12 protein-coding genes are annotated in these 18,405 nt (G+C 45.2%); 2 read left to right on the forward strand and 10 right to left on the reverse strand.

Translation table 11 applies throughout. The annotated features are described in order from the left end of the window. Window positions 1-112 precede the first annotated feature (112 nt). From AACH28_RS02725 to AACH28_RS02745, 5 genes are all read right to left on the reverse strand, one after another. Window positions 113-769: a response regulator transcription factor gene (locus AACH28_RS02725; protein ID WP_341832170.1), complete on the reverse strand. Its 657-nt coding sequence runs from the start codon at window positions 767-769 to the stop codon at window positions 113-115. An 85-nt stretch (window positions 770-854) separates the two neighbouring features. Beyond that, on the reverse strand, window positions 855-1,682 hold the full coding sequence (locus AACH28_RS02730) for a protein-glutamate O-methyltransferase CheR (protein WP_341832171.1): 828 nt from the start codon (window positions 1,680-1,682) through the stop codon (window positions 855-857). Beyond that, window positions 1,679-2,053: a response regulator gene (locus tag AACH28_RS02735; RefSeq protein ID WP_341832172.1), complete on the reverse strand. Its 375-nt coding sequence runs from the start codon at window positions 2,051-2,053 to the stop codon at window positions 1,679-1,681. Before AACH28_RS02735 ends, AACH28_RS02730 begins: the two co-directional genes overlap by 4 nt. A gap of 77 nt (window positions 2,054-2,130) precedes the next feature. Beyond that, window positions 2,131-5,745, reverse strand: coding sequence for a response regulator (locus AACH28_RS02740; RefSeq protein WP_341832173.1), 3,615 nt, complete (start codon window positions 5,743-5,745; stop codon window positions 2,131-2,133). A 137-nt stretch (window positions 5,746-5,882) separates the two neighbouring features. Then, window positions 5,883-7,598 (reverse strand): FAD/NAD(P)-binding protein, encoded by a 1,716-nt coding sequence (locus tag AACH28_RS02745; RefSeq protein WP_341832174.1) that lies wholly within the window; start codon window positions 7,596-7,598, stop codon window positions 5,883-5,885. Window positions 7,599-7,804: 206 nt separating this feature from the next. Between AACH28_RS02745 and AACH28_RS02750 the strand changes: the two genes are divergently transcribed. Together AACH28_RS02750 and AACH28_RS02755 are read left to right on the forward strand one after the other, a co-directional pair. Beyond that, window positions 7,805-8,272 carry a PA2169 family four-helix-bundle protein gene (locus AACH28_RS02750; protein ID WP_286766654.1) on the forward strand — a complete coding sequence of 156 codons (468 nt, stop codon included), beginning with the start codon at window positions 7,805-7,807 and terminating at the stop codon, window positions 8,270-8,272. 115 nt (window positions 8,273-8,387) lie between these two features. Continuing rightward, the gene (locus tag AACH28_RS02755; RefSeq protein ID WP_286710061.1) at window positions 8,388-8,852 is read left to right on the forward strand and encodes a hypothetical protein; all 465 of its coding nucleotides are present in this window, start codon (window positions 8,388-8,390) and stop codon (window positions 8,850-8,852) included. 98 nt (window positions 8,853-8,950) lie between these two features. On the opposite strand, the gene AACH28_RS02760 is transcribed toward AACH28_RS02755, so the two are convergent. The 5 genes from AACH28_RS02760 to AACH28_RS02780 form a co-directional block, all read right to left on the reverse strand. Next, entirely contained in the window at window positions 8,951-11,434 is a 2,484-nt protein-coding gene (locus tag AACH28_RS02760; protein ID WP_313418639.1) for a DUF4982 domain-containing protein, read from the reverse strand. Window positions 11,435-11,498: 64 nt separating this feature from the next. Beyond that, window positions 11,499-12,521 (reverse strand): glycosyl hydrolase 53 family protein, encoded by a 1,023-nt coding sequence (locus AACH28_RS02765; RefSeq protein WP_075993599.1) that lies wholly within the window; start codon window positions 12,519-12,521, stop codon window positions 11,499-11,501. Between the two features lie 36 nt (window positions 12,522-12,557). After that, entirely contained in the window at window positions 12,558-13,610 is a 1,053-nt protein-coding gene (locus tag AACH28_RS02770; RefSeq protein ID WP_341832175.1) for a DUF5111 domain-containing protein, read from the reverse strand. Between the two features lie 111 nt (window positions 13,611-13,721). Next, window positions 13,722-15,287: a RagB/SusD family nutrient uptake outer membrane protein gene (locus tag AACH28_RS02775; RefSeq protein ID WP_341831648.1), complete on the reverse strand. Its 1,566-nt coding sequence runs from the start codon at window positions 15,285-15,287 to the stop codon at window positions 13,722-13,724. A gap of 32 nt (window positions 15,288-15,319) precedes the next feature. After that, window positions 15,320-18,304: a SusC/RagA family TonB-linked outer membrane protein gene (locus AACH28_RS02780; RefSeq protein WP_341831647.1), complete on the reverse strand. Its 2,985-nt coding sequence runs from the start codon at window positions 18,302-18,304 to the stop codon at window positions 15,320-15,322. Window positions 18,305-18,405 lie beyond the last annotated feature (101 nt).

Here is an 18,405-nt window from a genome sequence, read left to right on the forward strand (position 1 = left end):
TACACCAGCATCCATGCGGGAAACATAAGTGATCATAAGACACAAAAAAATCGGGCTTTCATTTAGATGGAAGCCCGATTCAAAACAAAAGGCTATTTTTTTACAGCACTATTTAGCTCAGCAGTTTTTGCTGAAATGCAAAACGGATCAGATCGGCCGTATTTTTGCTTTTGGTTTTGTCCATCAGGTTCTGACGGTGTCCTTCGACAGTCCGTTTGCTCAAAAAGATTTTATCCGCAATTTCTACAGCCGTAAACCCCTGTGCTATGAGTTCCAGTACGGCAAATTCCCGTTCTGTGATTTCATACTGCGACAGCCGTGAAGTAACATCTACGGCCCCACTATTCTCAGCATCAAAGTTTTCCATAAACCGTAAACCGAAATTGGTCATCAGATATTTATGCCCATGCGATAAACGTAACAATCCAAATAAGATTTCATCATAATCCCCACCTTTAGATAGATACCCGTCTGCGCCACTCCGAAAAGCTTCGGCTACATCAACCGGATCTTCAATCATGGAAAGCACAGCAAACCTAAGATCAGGATATATTTTTTTGGCCATTCGGATGAAACTCACACCATCCATGCCCTGCATATTCAGGTCCGTTAAAACCAGATCCGGCAATGCATTTTGTTCAAGATAGATTAATGCATCCTCTGCACTGTCTACTTCTCCTACCACCGAAAGCTTGTCGTGGGTATCAATAATCAAGCGTATCCCATTTCTTACAAGTCGATGGTCATCAACTAAAAGAATTTTAGTCATTTTTCCTCCAATCCTACTAAGATACTTTATTTTTTTAAATAAGTTAATTTTTTAATACTATCCAGTTAAAAAAAAGTAGTCCATTCTACTTGACCTTGCGCCATATTTTTTCGTTTCCTACCTGATCATAGTTGGGTGCCAGCGCAGAGAAGCGCAGCGTCTCTTGACTGCCTAAGGCAAGGTAACCAAATGTCTCGAGGCTTTCATCAAAGAGCGATAATACCCTGGCCTGCAGCTCTGTGTCAAAATAGATCAGCACATTGCGACATAGAATCAGCTGAAAAGCATTAAAAGAAGCATCATTCACCAGATTGTGCGAAGCAAATACAATGCGTTCCCGCAAGGTGGGATTGAGTTTCACCCAGTTATAATTCGCGGTATAGTACGATGAAAAATCAGCTTTACCACCTGAAAGCTGATAATTTTCGACATAGGATTTTAGATTTGCCATCGGGATGACGGCCTTCTTTGCCTGCTCGAGCACTGAGGGGTTGATATCGGTGCCATAGATCAGTGATTTGTGCAAAAGATTCTCTTCTTGCAATAGAATTGCCAGTGAGTACGCTTCCTCACCTGTTGCGCAGCCCGCTATCCAGATGCGGATAAACGGCGAAGTGCGCAATTTGGGAAGAATTTCATGACGCAGATTTGCGAAAAAGCTTGGATCACGAAACATTTCGGTCACATTCACGGTCATCTTTTCAACAAATCGCTGCACATATTCCCGATCGTGAACAACGCGATAACGCAGTTCGGCGAAACTCGTAAAATTATCCAGCAGGCAAAGCTGGTTGATCCGCCGCGACAAGGATGCTTTCGTATAGTGGGTAAAGTCGTAACCATAGAGACGCTCCACATCCTCCATCAGGATCATGACCTGCTCTTGGCTGACAATTTTTTTCCCTGTGGTCATCCAGCAATTTTTCTTATCATCTGCACAAGCAGTTCAATGTCGATCGGTTTCGAGATATAGCCATTTGCTCCTGCAGACAGGCATTTTTCACGATCACCGGTCATAGCTTGTGCCGTTACGGCGATGATAGGCAATTCACTTGCATTCCATGATTGACGGATCAACTTGGTGGCTTCATAGCCGTCTATCTCGGGCATCATCATATCCATGAGGACAAGGCCTATGCCGGCATGATCCCGTAACTGAGCAAGTCCCTCTTCAGCAGACAGGCAGCCTATCGCTTGAAAACCTCTTGACTTCAGGGCCAATTTCAATGCAAATATATTGTTCTGATCATCGTCGATAATCAATATGATTTTGTTCTTATCCATGCAGTTTTAGTATCCCCCTATTGTCTATATATAACACCTTACTAATAATAGATCCATACATCATCCTTATATACCTATTATCCATACATCCATACGCGAAGTAGGGACAAAAGCTGATCAATATCCACCGGTTTGGATATATAATCAGACGCTCCTGCGGCAATACATTTTTCCCTATCGCCCATCATTGATTTGGCTGTAACAGCAATAATGGGCATGTTTTCGTAGCGCTGATCTTTCCGGATCGAAGCAATGGTTTCGTAACCATCCATTTCGGGCATCATCATGTCCATCAGGATCACCGCTACATCCGGATTATCTTCCAGCTGTTTCAGCGCATCTTTTCCGTCCGTTGCCGGGACCACGGTCATCTGATATTTTTCGAGCGCCTTGGTGAGCGAGAAGATATTTCGGATATCGTCGTCCGCTACAAGCACCTTTTTACCCTGCAGAACATCCTGCAAAAAGCCAAGTCTACCCGGAGATTTGGTAGAAGGACCACTATTTTCCTCTACGAGATGTAAAAATAAACCCACTTCGTCCAAAATACGCTGATAGGAATTAGCCGTTTTTACAATAATAGAATCCGCATACCGTTTTAATTTCATTTCCTCTACCTGCGAAAGGTTCTTACCGGTAAAAACAATAATCGGCAAATTTTCAAGACCCTGATTTCGTTTTACAGCTTCCAATGTCTCGTAACCAACCCGGTCTGGAACCCCCATATCAAGTATCACACAGTCGGCAGTGTCTGAGCTCAGCGCCACAATGCTATCATCTACGTTGCTCTTGATCTCCGAGGCAATGTCAAAACTTCCGAGGAAGAGCGACAGCGCTGCCGCATGTTTGGGATTTTCTTCAACAATAAGTACTTTTTTTGGATGCCGCGTGAGGGCATCTTCTATTTTACGGAACATATCACCCATCTGCTCCAATGCCATTGGTTTATTGATAAAGTCTATGGCGCCCTGCAGCAGACTTTCTCTCTTAACCTGTAAAGAAGACATAATATGCACCGGTATATGTCGAGTCTTGGGGTTTTCCTTGATCTCAGCCATTACCTGCCAGCCATCTTTGAGCGGAAGCTGAATATCCAGCAGAACGGCTAGCGGCATATAACGGGCCACCATCTCAGCCGCGATATCACCACGGACGACCACGATACCCTTGTAGTTTTGCTGGCGCGTATATTTCAGCAGAATCTTTGCGAATTCAATATCATCCTCAACAATCAAAATGAAGCGGTCGCCTGCGACGATACTATCGCGATCATCAGGAATATCGGCTGGGATAGGTATCTCCAGTGTCTTTTTGGCAGGCAAGTTCACTGTTTCCGAAGTCTGCACTCCAGCTGTAGATGCTTCTTCAGCGAAGTCTAGCTCTATCGGCAACAATTGCACCGTGCCGAAAGCAGCTGGCGTGGCATCCGAAATCTGCTCCGGAAGGATGAGACGGAATACACTGCCTTTATTTTCTTCACTATCCAACAAGATTTCGCCTCCGAGCAGACGCGCCAGTTCCCGACTGATCGAGAGCCCCAGTCCAGTACCGCCAAATTTGCGGCGCGTCGAACCATCAGCCTGTTGAAAAGCTTCAAAAATCAGATGCTGCTTGTCTTTTGGTATTCCTATTCCCGTATCGCGCACTTCAAATACGATACGGTGTCTCTGCGACTGTTCGCGGTCAATATGCAAGGTAACCTTACCCGAAGCTGTAAATTTGATGGCATTCGACAATAGATTACGTAAAATCTGATCCAGGCGCTGCTTGTCTGTTTCGAGCTGCATCGGCAAACCCTCCGCGGCGCTCATTCCTAATCCGAGCTGCTTGTCGGCGGCGATTGGTGCGAACATAGCCGTCAGCCCGTTCAATATATCGGCAAAAAATACAGGCTGTACATCCAGATCCATTTTTCCGGATTCTATTTTGGAAAGATCCAGAATCTCGTCTATCAAGGTCAGCAGGCTCTTTCCCGAACTCTGGATCACAGCTGCCGATTCCATCTGTTCTTCATTCAGGTTACCATCCGAATTTTCGGCCATCAAGCGTGAAAGTAACAGAATTGAATTGAGCGGTGTACGCAGTTCATGCGACATATTGGCCAAAAATTCAGACTTATAGCGTGTACTCTGTTCAAGCTCCGCCGCCTTTTTCTGTATTTCCTGATTGCGTTCGGCAATCTCCACATTTTTATCTTCCAGCAATTTTGAGCGCTCTTCCAATTCACGGTTAGACTGCACCAATTCTTCCTGCTGTACGCGGAGTTCCTCTTCCGAAGCCTGCAGCTTATGGGTATGCATCTCGAGGCTCGAATTAAGCGATTCCAGTTCGGTATGCTGTGCCTGCAATTCTTCGGTCTGTGCCTGCGTTTCTTCCAATAAATTCTGTACTACCAGCCTGGCTTGGGCCGCCGCAAGTGTCGTACCCACCTTTTGCACCGCATCCCTAAAAAACGCCAGCTGAATGGAAGAAAAAGGTTGTAGTGAGCCCAGCTCCATCACACCGATACATTGGTTACCATCAAAAACAGGCAAGATAAAAAGGTTGTTCACCTGCACCTTTCCGCTGGCAAAACTGATAACATAGCTGCTATTCTCGAGGTTTTCAAATAACTTTTCTTTCTCGTCTTTAAAGACCTGACCGACCATGCCTTCTCCTGGAGCGAAGCGATTATGGTCGGGATTTTCGAGTCCATAGGATCCCCTTAAGACAAGTTCATCCTGTTCCATCAGGTAAATGGCACCATTGACACAGTTGCCATATTTTGTTAGATGGCCGAGCGTAACGGCTGTGAGCTCTTCCTGCTGTTTATTACCCATCAAGAGGTTGCTCAGCTGGGTTAGTCCGGCCTGATGCCAATTGTTATTACTGAGTTCTTCAAATGACGTTTTGAGCGACCTGGCCATTTCGTTGAGGGATCCCGTCAAGCTGCCCAGATCATCCTGTTCGCCATCCTGAATCTGCATTTCATAATTGCCGGCAGCAATCTCCCGCGCTATGCGCTGGGTAATGCTCAGTCGGCGCTGGATCTCTTCATCCTTGCGTTTTAGGTCATTCTGCAACTCCTCGCGCTTAAAGAAATCTGCCCTGAGGCGGAAGTAAAAAAACAGTGTAATCAGCAACGAAACTGCCGCAGCCAATAAAACAAATATGGAGGTGTAGCCCGAAGAGCGTGTAAGCTCATCCGAACGTCGATTGAGCAACGATTCTTCTTTATCTATGATTTTGCTGATCAGCAAACGGCAACTGTCCATATAGGTTTTGCCTTCTTCGAGCTGGGCAACAGAGACCATACCACCTCGTTTTTTGATGTTCACCAAATTCTCCAATCGATCCAGTCGAGACTGAACAAGTGTTGACAGGGTATCAATCACCTGCTGCTGCGCTGGATTATCAGCCGTAAGATCGTGCGCGCGGCTCAGCGATTGAGGCAAGGACTGAAGACCATTTTTGTAGGGATCGAGAAACTTTTCCATCCCCGTCAGCAAGTACCCACGCTGGCCCGTTTCTGCATTCTGCAAATCCTGTAGAATTTTATTGACACGGCTCATGACCCGGCGGCTGTGGTCAACCATCGTACTATTGTGGATCTGCTTACGGATACTCACATAAGAAGCCGTTGAACTCGCTAACAGGATCAACAGTGAAATTCCAAAACCTACCTGCAGGTTTCTTAAAATAGTTTTAGGCATGCTTTTCAACAATTGAGTTAAGACAATGCCAACTGATGGTCTAGATGGCCGCCAAATATAGCAATAGGGAGCTTAAATTAAATCCCGTGTCGCCCGGCCCCAACCATCTTACCGTATTTTAACAAAAACTTACGTATTTATCCCCCTTCAGCAATCTTGCTGGCAATGATAGCCGAGGTAGCGGCGCAAAAATCTAGGCCCGAATAATCCGGATTATAGCCGCCCATGTAAGGTACAGCCATCATGAAAAGACGTTGACTGGCGTTACTGTTGTGATCTACCAGCCGGAAGCTGTCGTCTATCTTTACCCCGGGCACCTGCAAAAAAATGGCACCATCCGGAGCTACAAACATATGGTCGTTGCCTGCCAGCATTTGTTCTTTGGCCTGTTCCACTGAACGAAATCGCAGGTAAGCTGGACTGACATTGCCATTGTCGACTAAACTCTTGAAAGGAAATTCTTCAAAGTTCAAGGGGCGCTGTCCTACACAGTCCACAAATGTCTTATAATAGGTTTTTACTTCTATCCCAGATTCATCGGTATAAAAATAGTTAGCGCCGCGGTCGCTCGCAGGTTCAACCCGACTGTCCGTACCCACATTGACCACTTCCAGCCGACCAGCATCGTGTAGTGCGAGGAGCTCACGACTGGAACTCTGCGGCACAAAAGCGATGACAATGGAAATCAACGGCATCAGTACTTTTTTTAAACGCAGCATATCTTCGGCAGACATATATTTGGCCGGGTAATTCAGGGTAAAGCTCAAGGCAGAAAGCACTTCTTTCCAATAGATAGACTGACGCCTTCTGATAGATTTCAGCGCTTGTTCGTGCTCTTGGCGAAATCCCTCGAAGGCATCTTTCTGTTCCCTTAAACTGAGTACTGCTTCTACAAAGTCTTCCAGGCTGAGCTTTTCCACGATCGCATAAAAGTCGGGATCCTTTTCTTTAAACTGCGCTTTAAAATTACGATCGAACAGAAAATCCAACGACACGAAACCTTCATTTTCAAGTCTGTTAAGCATGAGTTCCTCTTTGGAGATCAAGAGCTTGTTGGCTAGGAAAGGTTCTTCCTGATGGAATCGGATCGCAGGCAGAAGACCACTGCGGGTATGCATCAATAACTTAAAATTTTCACTTCCCGGGTCGATCTGATATCTTAACTCACCTGTCTCCAGCGCCTCAAAAGACCCATTGTGGCGTGCCAGTGTACGGATAGCATCGATTGCCGTGAGCGAAGCGCCACGTAAGCCTACTGCATGATCTGTTTTTAAGGCGAGCTTTGACGGTGGATAGGGTGATTCAAAATAATGCTCTACATTGCCCTCATACCTGGTTGGCCATTTATGTCCGGTACAGATGACTACCTTGTCTACGATATAGGTATCGGTGCTGCCCACCGTGATTTTAACCTGCGCTTGGCCTTCGAGGTCAATAATATCAGTAACCTGGCTAGCGAGGTGAACCTGTGTTTCAATGCCCTGTTCATCCGCCATCCGCTTCAACAACATAAACTGCTCCGACAGGTAGCGGCCGAGGAGCAGCCGTGGAACCACTTTGTAGCGATTAAAATCGTCCACATCGATTCCATAAGTACGGAGCGTGGCCTCCGATAGGGATTGAACATAATCCTCAATCGTCGTGACCAATGCGGGGATTTCATGATCCGATACATTAGTTAGATGCTCAGGTGTAGCACCTTCGTAGCTGTAAGGCATTCCTGCCCCCAATTGTTTTCGGGATTCGAAAATAGATACCTTGAGACCGGCGATATTCCTTTCGATCAATCTTTTGTACATAAACAGGCCACTGGGTCCACCCCCGATAATGGCTACATGAATGTTTTGTTGCATAGTTTTCGTTGCCTGCCTAGTGGACAGTATTCGGTTTTAAGAACAAGGATAAATTGCAGAAAGTTTTAGACAGATTTATTCCCCTGCAATAAAAAATGGGATAAATACGGGCTACGATTTAAATACCTGAATCTCGAATTCTGCAAACGATCATGCAACGCCTGCTGTTTTTCGAATAAACAAAAATGATAACAAATAACAATATTATGGAAAACAACATCAACAATCCGGAGATCATCAACGATATTATCAAAATCAACAACGACCGCATCGAAGGTTATAAAAAGGCAATTGATCTAGCAACCAGCCACGGCTTGGATAGACTAGTACCAACATTTCAAAAATTTATCGGACAGTCGGAAGAATTTATAGCCGAATTGACACCTTATGTTGAGCTTGAGGGCAAAGAACCGACAGACAGCACTATGCTGAGCGGTAAGCTTTTCCGCGCCTGGATGGGAATAAAAGTAAATATTACGGGAGATGACGAAAGAAGTCTGCTAGAAACCTGTGAGCAGGGCGAAGATGCATTCAAATCGACCTATCAAACAGCTTTGGCTGAAGGATCGGAAGAGCTTTCGCAAAATGTGCATAGTTTGATCAACACGCAGCTCAGCAAGCAGCTTGAAGCGCACAATATCATTAAGATGCTGCGTGACAGCAAAACCATCTAACTTTAAATTGTAATTTTCTTTTTCACAAAAAATACCGAAGTGTATATTGCTTCGGTATTTTTTTATGTTTAGACTTCATCATTGACTCATCTTAGCCAAGAATGTAGCGCCGCCTTTGCTGATTGCTTCCATTTCTCCCGAACAGAGATTCCAGTCGACAGATTTCCTGCTTGGCTATGTACCGAAATATGATACAGACCGGGCTAAACTTACCTTAACGCTGCGTCAATCGTATACACCGTGGAAAATTAAACTCAATAAACAGTTTACTTATCATCCCTTGCGTACCGGTGCTTATCTCAATACGACATTGGGTAAACAATTTTGGTATAAAGAACCTGACAAATACCCGAATAGCTATTATCGGTTTTCGACCAGGCTACGCATCAATATCTTTGTAGGACAGGACTTCAGTTATAAAATAAAATCCAGCAACTCTTATTTTGAAGGCGTAAAATTCTATTATGATCTTCATACCAGCGATCTTTACCTCGTTAGCGCCGTACAGAAAAAGTATCTTAAATTTGATGATTATATTGGCCTCGGCCTAGGTGTCAAGCTACAGATTAGGAGAAAATAATGCACAAGAAAGGCTAGATCGATATCGATCTAGCCTTTCTGTTAAAATACAATCAACTCACTAACTTACTTAAGGTATCATTTAAACAAAAGCTACGGTCAAAACGTTTTAGAATTTACGGTCTGTACGTTTAATACCCCCTCTTTTAAACCTTTGCATTTCGCCTTTATCTGAATCTTTCCCGATTTTTCGCCTGCCTGAACAATCAAGGTAAGCTGTCCATTGAATAAATGCATCTGCGGTTTGTGAAAAGCTTCTAGATTCGTTGGATCACCGTTAGCCAAGGCTTTAAATGTACCATCGCCAACTACGTCAAATTGGATCAGTTCTGCGGCCCGTGGGCAGAGGTTACCCGCTTTGTCCACTGCTTTGACACGGATGTAGGCTAATGCACGGCCATCAGCAGAAATGGAATCATGAACTGCATCCATTTCAATCCTGAAGGGTTTTCCCGCCGTCCGGATTATTTTTTCGGCCGCTGGTTTTCCAGATTCATCGTAAGCTACGACTTTGACTTCTCCGGGTTCGTATACCGTATTCATCCACATGAGGCGGTAACGCTCCTGTAAAGAAGCCTTACTCTTGCGCTGTATTCCCTGACTTTTCCCATTGATAAAAAGTTCGGCACTTGGATAATCTGTATACACGAAGACAGGGGTTTCTTGTCCCTCACGCTCAGGCCATGTCCAATGTGGAAGTATATGCAGGGTATGCTCATTTCTATTCCATAAACTTCGGTACAGATAATAACGGTCTTTGGGAATGCTCGCCAGATCAATAATACCGAACATGGAACTATGGTTGGGCCAGGCATCTGTATCGTAAGGGGAAGGTTCGCCAAGATAATCAAAGCCTGTCCAGACAAATTGCCCCATGGTCCAATGATGATCTTCCGCCAGGGCAAAATCCTCATCCGGAAGGTTGGACCAAGAGCAATATTCCATATCGTAAGAAGACGACTGATGATCGGAATACAACATATCACCTTTTTTTAGCACCGGAAATTTATAAACGCCCCTTGAGCTCACTGTTGATGCCGTTTCCGAACCCAACACTAGATTTTGGGGTAATCGGGCATACGCGTCTTCGTAACGGTGCGCGCGATAGTTTAATCCCGGAACATCCAACAGACTAGCAAAACCATTTTCCAGCACACAGCTTACCTGATCCATACCGCAGGTCACTGGTCGGGACGGATCCTCACGATGGCATATATCCTGTAAAAACGAAGCTACTTTATAGCCTTCAGCACTGCATTGTGTGGGCACTTCATTTCCAATGCTCCACATCACGACAGCAGGGTTATTTCTAAAATGACGAATCATGTTGACCATATCCCGTTCGGCCCAATCCGCAAAAAATCGATGATATCCATTTTTACATTTCGCAATATCCCATTCGTCAAAAGGTTCAATCATCAGCATAAAGCCCAATTCGTCACATAAGGCAACTAATTCCGGAGCCGGCATATTATGTGCCGTACGAATGGCATCGCAGCCCATATCTTTGAGTAATTCCAATTGATAACGAAGAGCCGAAACATTGATTGCAGCCCCCAATGGTCCAAGATCGTGATGATTACATACACCCTGAAACTTTCGGATTTTTCCATTTAACATAAATCCCCGGTCGGCAATAATACGTACCTCCCGAATCCCAAAACGGGTTTCAAAACTGTCTGTCAATTTACCGTCTACAAATACTTGCGTGGAGGCCCGATACAGATTTGGATGTTCGGGGCTCCAGAGAGCAGGGTTTATCACTTCAAGATTTTGCACGAAAGGCTTGCCATAATTTAGTTTTTGTTGGTTTTCCTTCTGCGCAACCACCTGTCCCGCCGCATCCAAAATCGCAGTTACCATTCGTACCAACTTGCCATCGGCATTCTTTAAACTGGTTTCAAGCTTAACTGAGGCTAGACTGTCCGATACAAAAGGCGTCGTGATATACGTGCCCCAAACAGGTACATGGATCTTATCCGTCACGATTACATGCACATTGCGATAAAGTCCAGCACCGGGATACCAGCGTGATGACTGCGCTTTATTTTCCAACCGCACAGCAACTGTATTATTCATCCCGTCCGGATGTAGCAATTCGGTCACATCACAATGAAAAGCATTGTAACCGTAGGGCCAAAAGCAGGCTTCCTTTCCATTAACATAGACCCGGGCTTCACTCATTGCACCATCAAATTTCAGGACCACGCGTTTATTGACGGGATTGAATTGTGGAATATCAAAGTTGGTACGATACCAACCCACCCCCACATAAGGCAAACCGCCAGTGCGGCCCGTTTTTACTGTTGCCTTTTTCTCTCCATTTTGTGTCACTGCAACATCCTGCAGATCGTGTGACCGGTCAAAGGGTCCGAAAATAGCCCAATCATGCGGTACAGTGACCTTCTTCCAGGCCTTATCATCCAATGCTGCTGATTCCACATGAACAACCTCACCCTGAAAAAAACGCCAGTTTTTCTCCAACAGGAAGGATTGGCGTGCTGACTGTCCGTGCGAATTGCCCGGAACAAGTAGGAATAAAAGAAACAAAAAATAAGTTGTACGCAGTAATAATCTCATCATCAATTCATGTGTTTATAGTCTACAGTTCATTTTTTTCATTGTCATTCAGCGGCTTAAATATACTTTATTTAAAAGCATTCAATGCTTTTGTTGGGCGCCCATTATTGTCAAATGCGCCTAGGGTATAGCCATTCCACCCACCATACGCCAAAGGCTCCCAATAGAATATACCCAGTACTTTCTGATCGGGCACGCTATTGACCGCGTTGAAAAGATCCTTTAACCATATTTCAGCACTATCTGCTTCATCCCAGCTCATCCCCACCTCGCAGATCATCACTTCCGAATTGTATCGAGCAACCATATCTTTGATGTTACTGATGCAGGCCGCATTGCGCTCTTCCCAGTTTTCTGGGGTCGGATAAAGTGACATGCCAATTACATCCCATTTCCCACCGTTGTTTTTCAGACCGTCGAACATCCAACGAAACAAGTCATTGTCAAATCCATTATGCAGATGTACGATCACTTTTGCTTCCGGAAACACCGCTTTTACCGCATCATAGCCGGCATTATTCAATGTGGCATAATTAGCCATACTGACAGAGGCTTTTCCATCTTCCCAAAGCATCCCATTGCCCGTTTCATTACCGACCTGCACCCATTCAGGTGAGATACCGCTATCTTTTAGCAATTGAAGAACCTCCGTTGTATGATCACTAACAGCCTTCTTTAACCCATCAAACGATAAGCTCTTCCATGCGGCAGGCTTTGTCTGCTGTCCCGGATCCGCCCAGGTGTCACTGTAATGAAAATCCACCATAATACGCATGCCCAGATGATGCGCCCGACGAGCTTTCACCAGTACGTCATTCTTGTTGCACCAGCCTTGTTGGGGATCTACCCAAACACGCAATCGTACCGCATCCATGCCCAGTCCACGCAAGATTTTCAGCCCATCCACTGCGCTGCCTCCTGCATTAAAAAATTGCACACCTGAGGCTTCCATTTCAGTAATCCAGCTCACGTCCGCACCTTTTGCCAAATGTGTTTTAGGTACATCCACCTGAAGATTATCTTTGTCGTTGCAGCCAGATAAGCCCAAACACAAGCTTATCAGGGCCAACATTATTTTTATTTTTTTCATCCGATTATTTCATTTAAGACCCCGTCCCTATCTATATTATTCCACATGATATTTGAATTGTTTTGGATCGCTTAGATCAAGAATCAAGGTATGTGTACCGATCTTATTATAAGCGAAGCCAGTTCCATCGGCCGTATACAAAGCACAGTTTCCATCGCCCTCTGCTGCGCCAAAAAACCAAGTCCAGCTGCCATTGATCAATACCTTAATTCCCCATTGTTCGGCTGCCGTTGTCGTGATGGTTGCTTTCCAAACCTTCGCCGTCTGGTCATATACCATTGGTGTTGCTGTCGCACTCCAACCATTAAAATCGCCCGTTACCGTCAAGGATTCTACGGAAGTTTCTTTCCAGGCCAACTTATTGACATCGGCTGTCAAGTATAAGTATCCACCTTTACTCGTCCAGCAATTCCAGCGATCAGCTCCACTATACAAAATATATTGGCTACCATCCAGGGGATAAGAACCATAGATGAGCGGTGCACTCGCACTTTCCGCATTGGTTAAATAAAAATTATACCATTGGTCGAGACGCACAAAACCGTCATAAAAACCATCTTCCTTTCTCGAACACAGTTTCCATGGAAATTGCGTAAACTCTTTATTAGATAGGTAGAGATAGGCAGCATCCTCCACGGGCTGATAAGCGGTCACAGTCAGGGCGATCACATTACTGTAGAGCCAATCTGTATTGGTTCCCAATCGTGAAGCAATACGGACATAAAACACGTTCTTTTCATCGGGCAAAAATCCCATTCCCGTGACAAGGTTATTCAATTGTTCATGCGTATAGCTGAGCGAGCTTGCTACCTGCTCGATACTTTTGGTGACAGCAGAAAAAGATGGATCAGCAGCAATTTCTATTTTATTTTTTAAAGCCGACTGCGCCATTGGTTCATCGCTGGCCAAAATCGCCTCATCCCAGACAAGCTGCAGGGCCACGGCCTTGCGGTCAGTAGATTTTAAGACCAGTTCTGTTGTACTGCTGTACAATACCGCAGGTTTTATCCCACTGACAGCCGGTGTCCCGCCCTCCTTTTTACAGGCAACGAAAAGCAACACCAGGATATAGAGTGTTAATTGTTTCATAGGTATCATTATCTTTAAAAGTCCATCTGGGAATACCTGGATACCCTCCGCAGCATGTGTGCTCAAATAGCCGTATATCCCCATAGATTTAGTTATTAATGCCAGCCAGCGCTAGTAGCCAGGATTTTGGATCAAATTCGGGTTAGCACTCATATCAGTGGTTGGAATCGGATACAGATTGAATTTTGCATCCACAGAGCGGCCGTTCATGTCACCGCCTTTCCATTGCCAGAGGTAATCGCTACCGTTAAATTTCCCAAATCGAATCAGGTCTGTGCGACGCGTACACTCCCAAAACAGTTCACGCCCGCGTTCTGCTAGGATAAAATCCAGTGTTAGCTGCGCCTGGTCAATGGCTCCGGCCGAATTACCATACCCCCGCTGACGGATACTGTTTACCAACCTGATCGCTTCCTGTATACTTCCTCCGCCACCGCGCAGTACAGCCTCAGCATACATTAGATACACGTCGGCCAAGCGGATCATCGGGAAATCAGTACTTACCAAACCTTCATCTGTGGTATAGCTGCCATCATCTTTCAAATTTGTAAACTTAACAAGCCCATATCCCTGGCTCGAGGCAGCGGGGTCTTCGACATCTAGGGACTGGCCGTTTTTCCAAAAATCACCTCTTTTGTCTTCCACCTGAAAGAGTGCCACAAATTCGCGAAGTGTACGAAAACTATTCCAGCCGGAAAGCACACCGTAATCCGATGATTTCATGCTTCCAACAATAGGGCCGTTGACAAGATACGTTGTCGCACCCCATGTCGTTGTATGCGCTACATCGGCCTCTATCGGGAAAATAATTTCATTGGTCCGTTTATCATTATCAGCATTAAATACCTGCTTATAGTTCGCATTTAAGGAATATCCAGCATCAATCACTTTTTTAGCATAATTCAGACATTCCGCATTTCGTGCTGTACCCGTATAGACCTGCGCATTCAGATAATTTTTGGCCAATAGGGACCAGGCCGCAGCACGGCTTACCCGGCCATACTCATTTTGACGTGCTTCCGGTAAGATCGTCTCGATCTCAGTCAATTCTTTTTCAATAAATGCAAAGAGATCAGCTCTTGTCATCCGTGGTGGAAAAAATGCAGCAACCGGGTCCTTTTCAGTCACAAAAGGAACGTTCCCATAAAGGTCCATGGCATGACTATAGGCCAATGCACGCAGAAAACGCGCTTCGGCTGCAAACTCCAAAATTTGTGTCTGCTCGGCCGAACTAAAAGTCGCCAGCTTCTCTGTTGTTGCATTCCGTAGAAATTCATTACAGATGGCTACCGTATAATAGATCCGATAATACATGGCATTGACCCAGGTATCGGAAGCTCCCCAGGTCATATACTGGATATCGGTCATATTGTCGCCTCCGGCCCATGTATAGATCACTTCATCAGTCGGTACCTCCTGCAAGTTAAAGTACACCCGAAGGTAACCCCAAGAGGCCGTGCTGCCCGCCATATCCGGATCGGCATCACCACGTCCATTGCCCGCAACGGCAAATGAGGCATACAATTTAGCAAGTACTGCCCGGTAACCATCCACAGAGGTGTATACCGACTCCGAAGTAGTTTCTACAGTGGGATACTGGTTTAAGTCTTTTGTACAGGATTGTAGCAATGCGATTATACTCAACAATCCAAAACAATATCTTTTTATATTTTTCATCGCTATATAAGTTTTCTTTTTTGAGGGAGCCATTAAAAATCCATATTGAGACTCAAGGAGAAAGTTCTTGAGCGTGGGTAGAACGAACTGTCGAAGCCACTCGGAACCTCAGGGTCCATGCCGCTATATTTGCTCACAATAAAAACATTCTGAGCTACCGCACCCACACGTAGATTGGAGATCTTACCCACCTGACCAAAATTATAGTTCACCGACAGGTTTTCCATCCGAAGGAAGGAAGCATTTTCGACGTAATAATCCGAATAATACTGTCTGGTCTGGAATTGGGTATTCAAGTAATCCCGATGTAAGTTGTTGATCGACGCATCCACATATTGAACTGTTTCCCAAGCACTAAGATTCATTTTGGTATTATTGAATACGTAGTTACCCAAATTTGCGCGTAGTGTCGTTGCTGCTGTCCATTTTTTGTAAGTTAACTGCGTATTGAAACCAAAGAGCCATTTTGCCGCGGGCGATTGATAGCGGTATAAGTCTTTTTCGTTGATCGCTCCATCACCATTCAGATCCGCATATACACCTTCTAGCGGCTTGCCAGCCTCATTGTACAACTGTTTGTAGACATAAAACATGTAAGGCTGATGCCCCGTTGTCAGAATCTGTATACCACGGCCACTGACATTCGGTCCCACATAAGTTCCCACGGCATTGGCATCCTGCACCAAAGCTATATTGGTTACTTTTGTATGCTGATTAGTCGCATTGAAATTGACTTCCCAGCGCAAATTATCCTTTTGTATGGGTACGGTATTCAGTTGAAATTCGAAGCCACTACTTTCGACATTACCTACGTTGATAGTCGCGTTCTGATCAAAATTGGTTCCTGCGGCTACAGGCACATTGGCCAATAGATCATGTGTTTTTCTTGTGTAATAGTCAATTGCACCAGACAGCCTGTTTTTCCAGAAAGCGAAATCCAGGCCGTAGTTAAATGCTTTGGTCGTTTCCCAGCGTAAGTCCCTATTGTAAACCGATGGTCTATACACCAGATGGTACTGATCGCCGAAACGATACTGTGCATAGGCTGTTCCCAAATTGTATACCGGCAAATATTCGTAATTTCCGATTCCTTCCTGCTGCCCTGTAACACCGTAACTCGCACGGAGCTTTAGATCGTCCAGGAAAGAGATTCCTTTCATGAAAGACTCCTGCGAAAGACGCCAGGCCAAGGCGACTGACGGAAATGTTCCCCAACGATTTTCGGGGCTGAATCGGGAAGTTCCATCCATACGGACCGTAGCGGTTAATAAATAACGGCTATCGTAATTGTAGTTGATCCGTCCGTACCAGGAAATCAGGGTATGTCTTTCGTCAGATGCAATAGCAGTCGAGCGTATATCACCAGCTTCGTTATAGTATACGATAGGTGGCCGTCGGGCACTCCAATATTGATAATCGTGGCCTGCTGTCACGTCAATTGTACTTTTAATTTCCGGGAAGAACTTATTATAGTTTAGATAGCCTGTAAACAATTTATTTTTAAGCGTCTGTTCATAACGGTCAAAAGCGCCTCCGATCGTAAAATTATTGGCCGCACTTGCCGGAATAAGATTCGATCCATTCCCTTTGGCATAGTCATATCCGAGTGTTACGTGCGCTTTCAATTCAGGCAGCAGATGGAATTTATAATCGAGGTCAAGGTTACCCACGGCTCTATTGACTGTACTACGGTGTTTTTCCTGCTTGAGCAATCCCAGTGGATTGAGGTTTGCACCTGTTGCCGGAAGACCGGCATTATCCAAACTCTCGTAATAGCCACCATACGCATCTGCCCCAGAATAAATCGGTTGCGTAGGATTAAACGCTACAGCAGACCATATCGCGTCGGTATTGGCAAAACCGTTGTTGTTATGGGCACCTTTAACATTTAAATTTACGGTCAGGTGTTTATTAAAAAAAGTGGGATTTAATACCAAAGCGCCCGTCACGCGCTCCGTTTTGTCGGTACGCAAAGTCCCTTGCTGATTATAATAGCCCACCGATGTACGAAAAGGCAAGGTTTTACCGATCTTTCCCTGTAGACTTAAGTTATTATCCGTCCCGATGGCATCCTGAAAAACCTCAGACAGCCAATCTGTTGAGGCATTGCCCAATAATGCCTTTTGGGCAGTGCTCCCTTTGGTATTGATGAGCGAGGCAAATTCATCGCGCGACATCATATCAGCCACTCCCATAGCCTGCTGCATGGACACGATTGAAGAGAAAGAAAGCCGTAAAGCATCTCCTTTACCCTTCTTTGTTGTTATCAATAATACCCCGTTTGATGCTCGGGATCCATATATTGCTGTCGATGACGCATCTTTGAGCACCGTCATGCTTTCGATATCATTCGGGTTGATCAGACTTAGAAAATTGCCACTATTGCCACTAATACCACCAGTCTCTAGCGGTACCCCATCCAATACGATCAATGGATCGTTGCTGGCACTCAAGGAGGCTCCCCCACGGATACGTATCGTACTCCCGGAAGAAGGAGAACCGCTGTTGGACATCACCTGCACACCAGCTGTTTTTCCATTGATCAGCTGTTCGGGAGAGCCGACAAGTCCACTGTTAAAATCCTTGCTTCCAACCGTATTTACGGCACCGGTTAGATCCTTTTTTGTTGTGCTACCGTAACCTACGATGACGAGCTCTTCCAGCACATTTCCCGCAGGCACCATACTGACATCCACGGATGTTCCCCCTACCACCGTCAAGGTTTGGCTACTGTAGCCTACAACAGAAAATAGAAGTTGGGATTTACCCTTGGGCAATGAGATACGGTACGAGCCATCACTCGCTGTTGAAGTGCCCACCGTAGTTCCGGCCACCAATACTGTAACACCTGCCATCACCTGCCCTTGCTCGTTGCGGACCACTCCACGGACATCCTGTTGTTGCATCGACCTGATCCACTTGCTTTCCCCTTTCGTTGCAGCATAAAGCTGCGTTTCCCCAAGACAGGATAGCAAGGACAAGCCCAATAAACTTGTTTTAAATGCAAAACCCTTCATTGTTTAAAATTTAGATGTGTTTATAATTGTTTTCTTTCCCTTTATTATATTTTTTGTATTCCTTACCGCTTTATTAAGCATTCCCCTAAAAAACGCCGTCG

It is taken from the genome of Sphingobacterium thalpophilum (assembly GCF_038396785.1).
Taxonomy (GTDB): Bacteria; Bacteroidota; Bacteroidia; order Sphingobacteriales; family Sphingobacteriaceae; genus Sphingobacterium; species Sphingobacterium thalpophilum_A.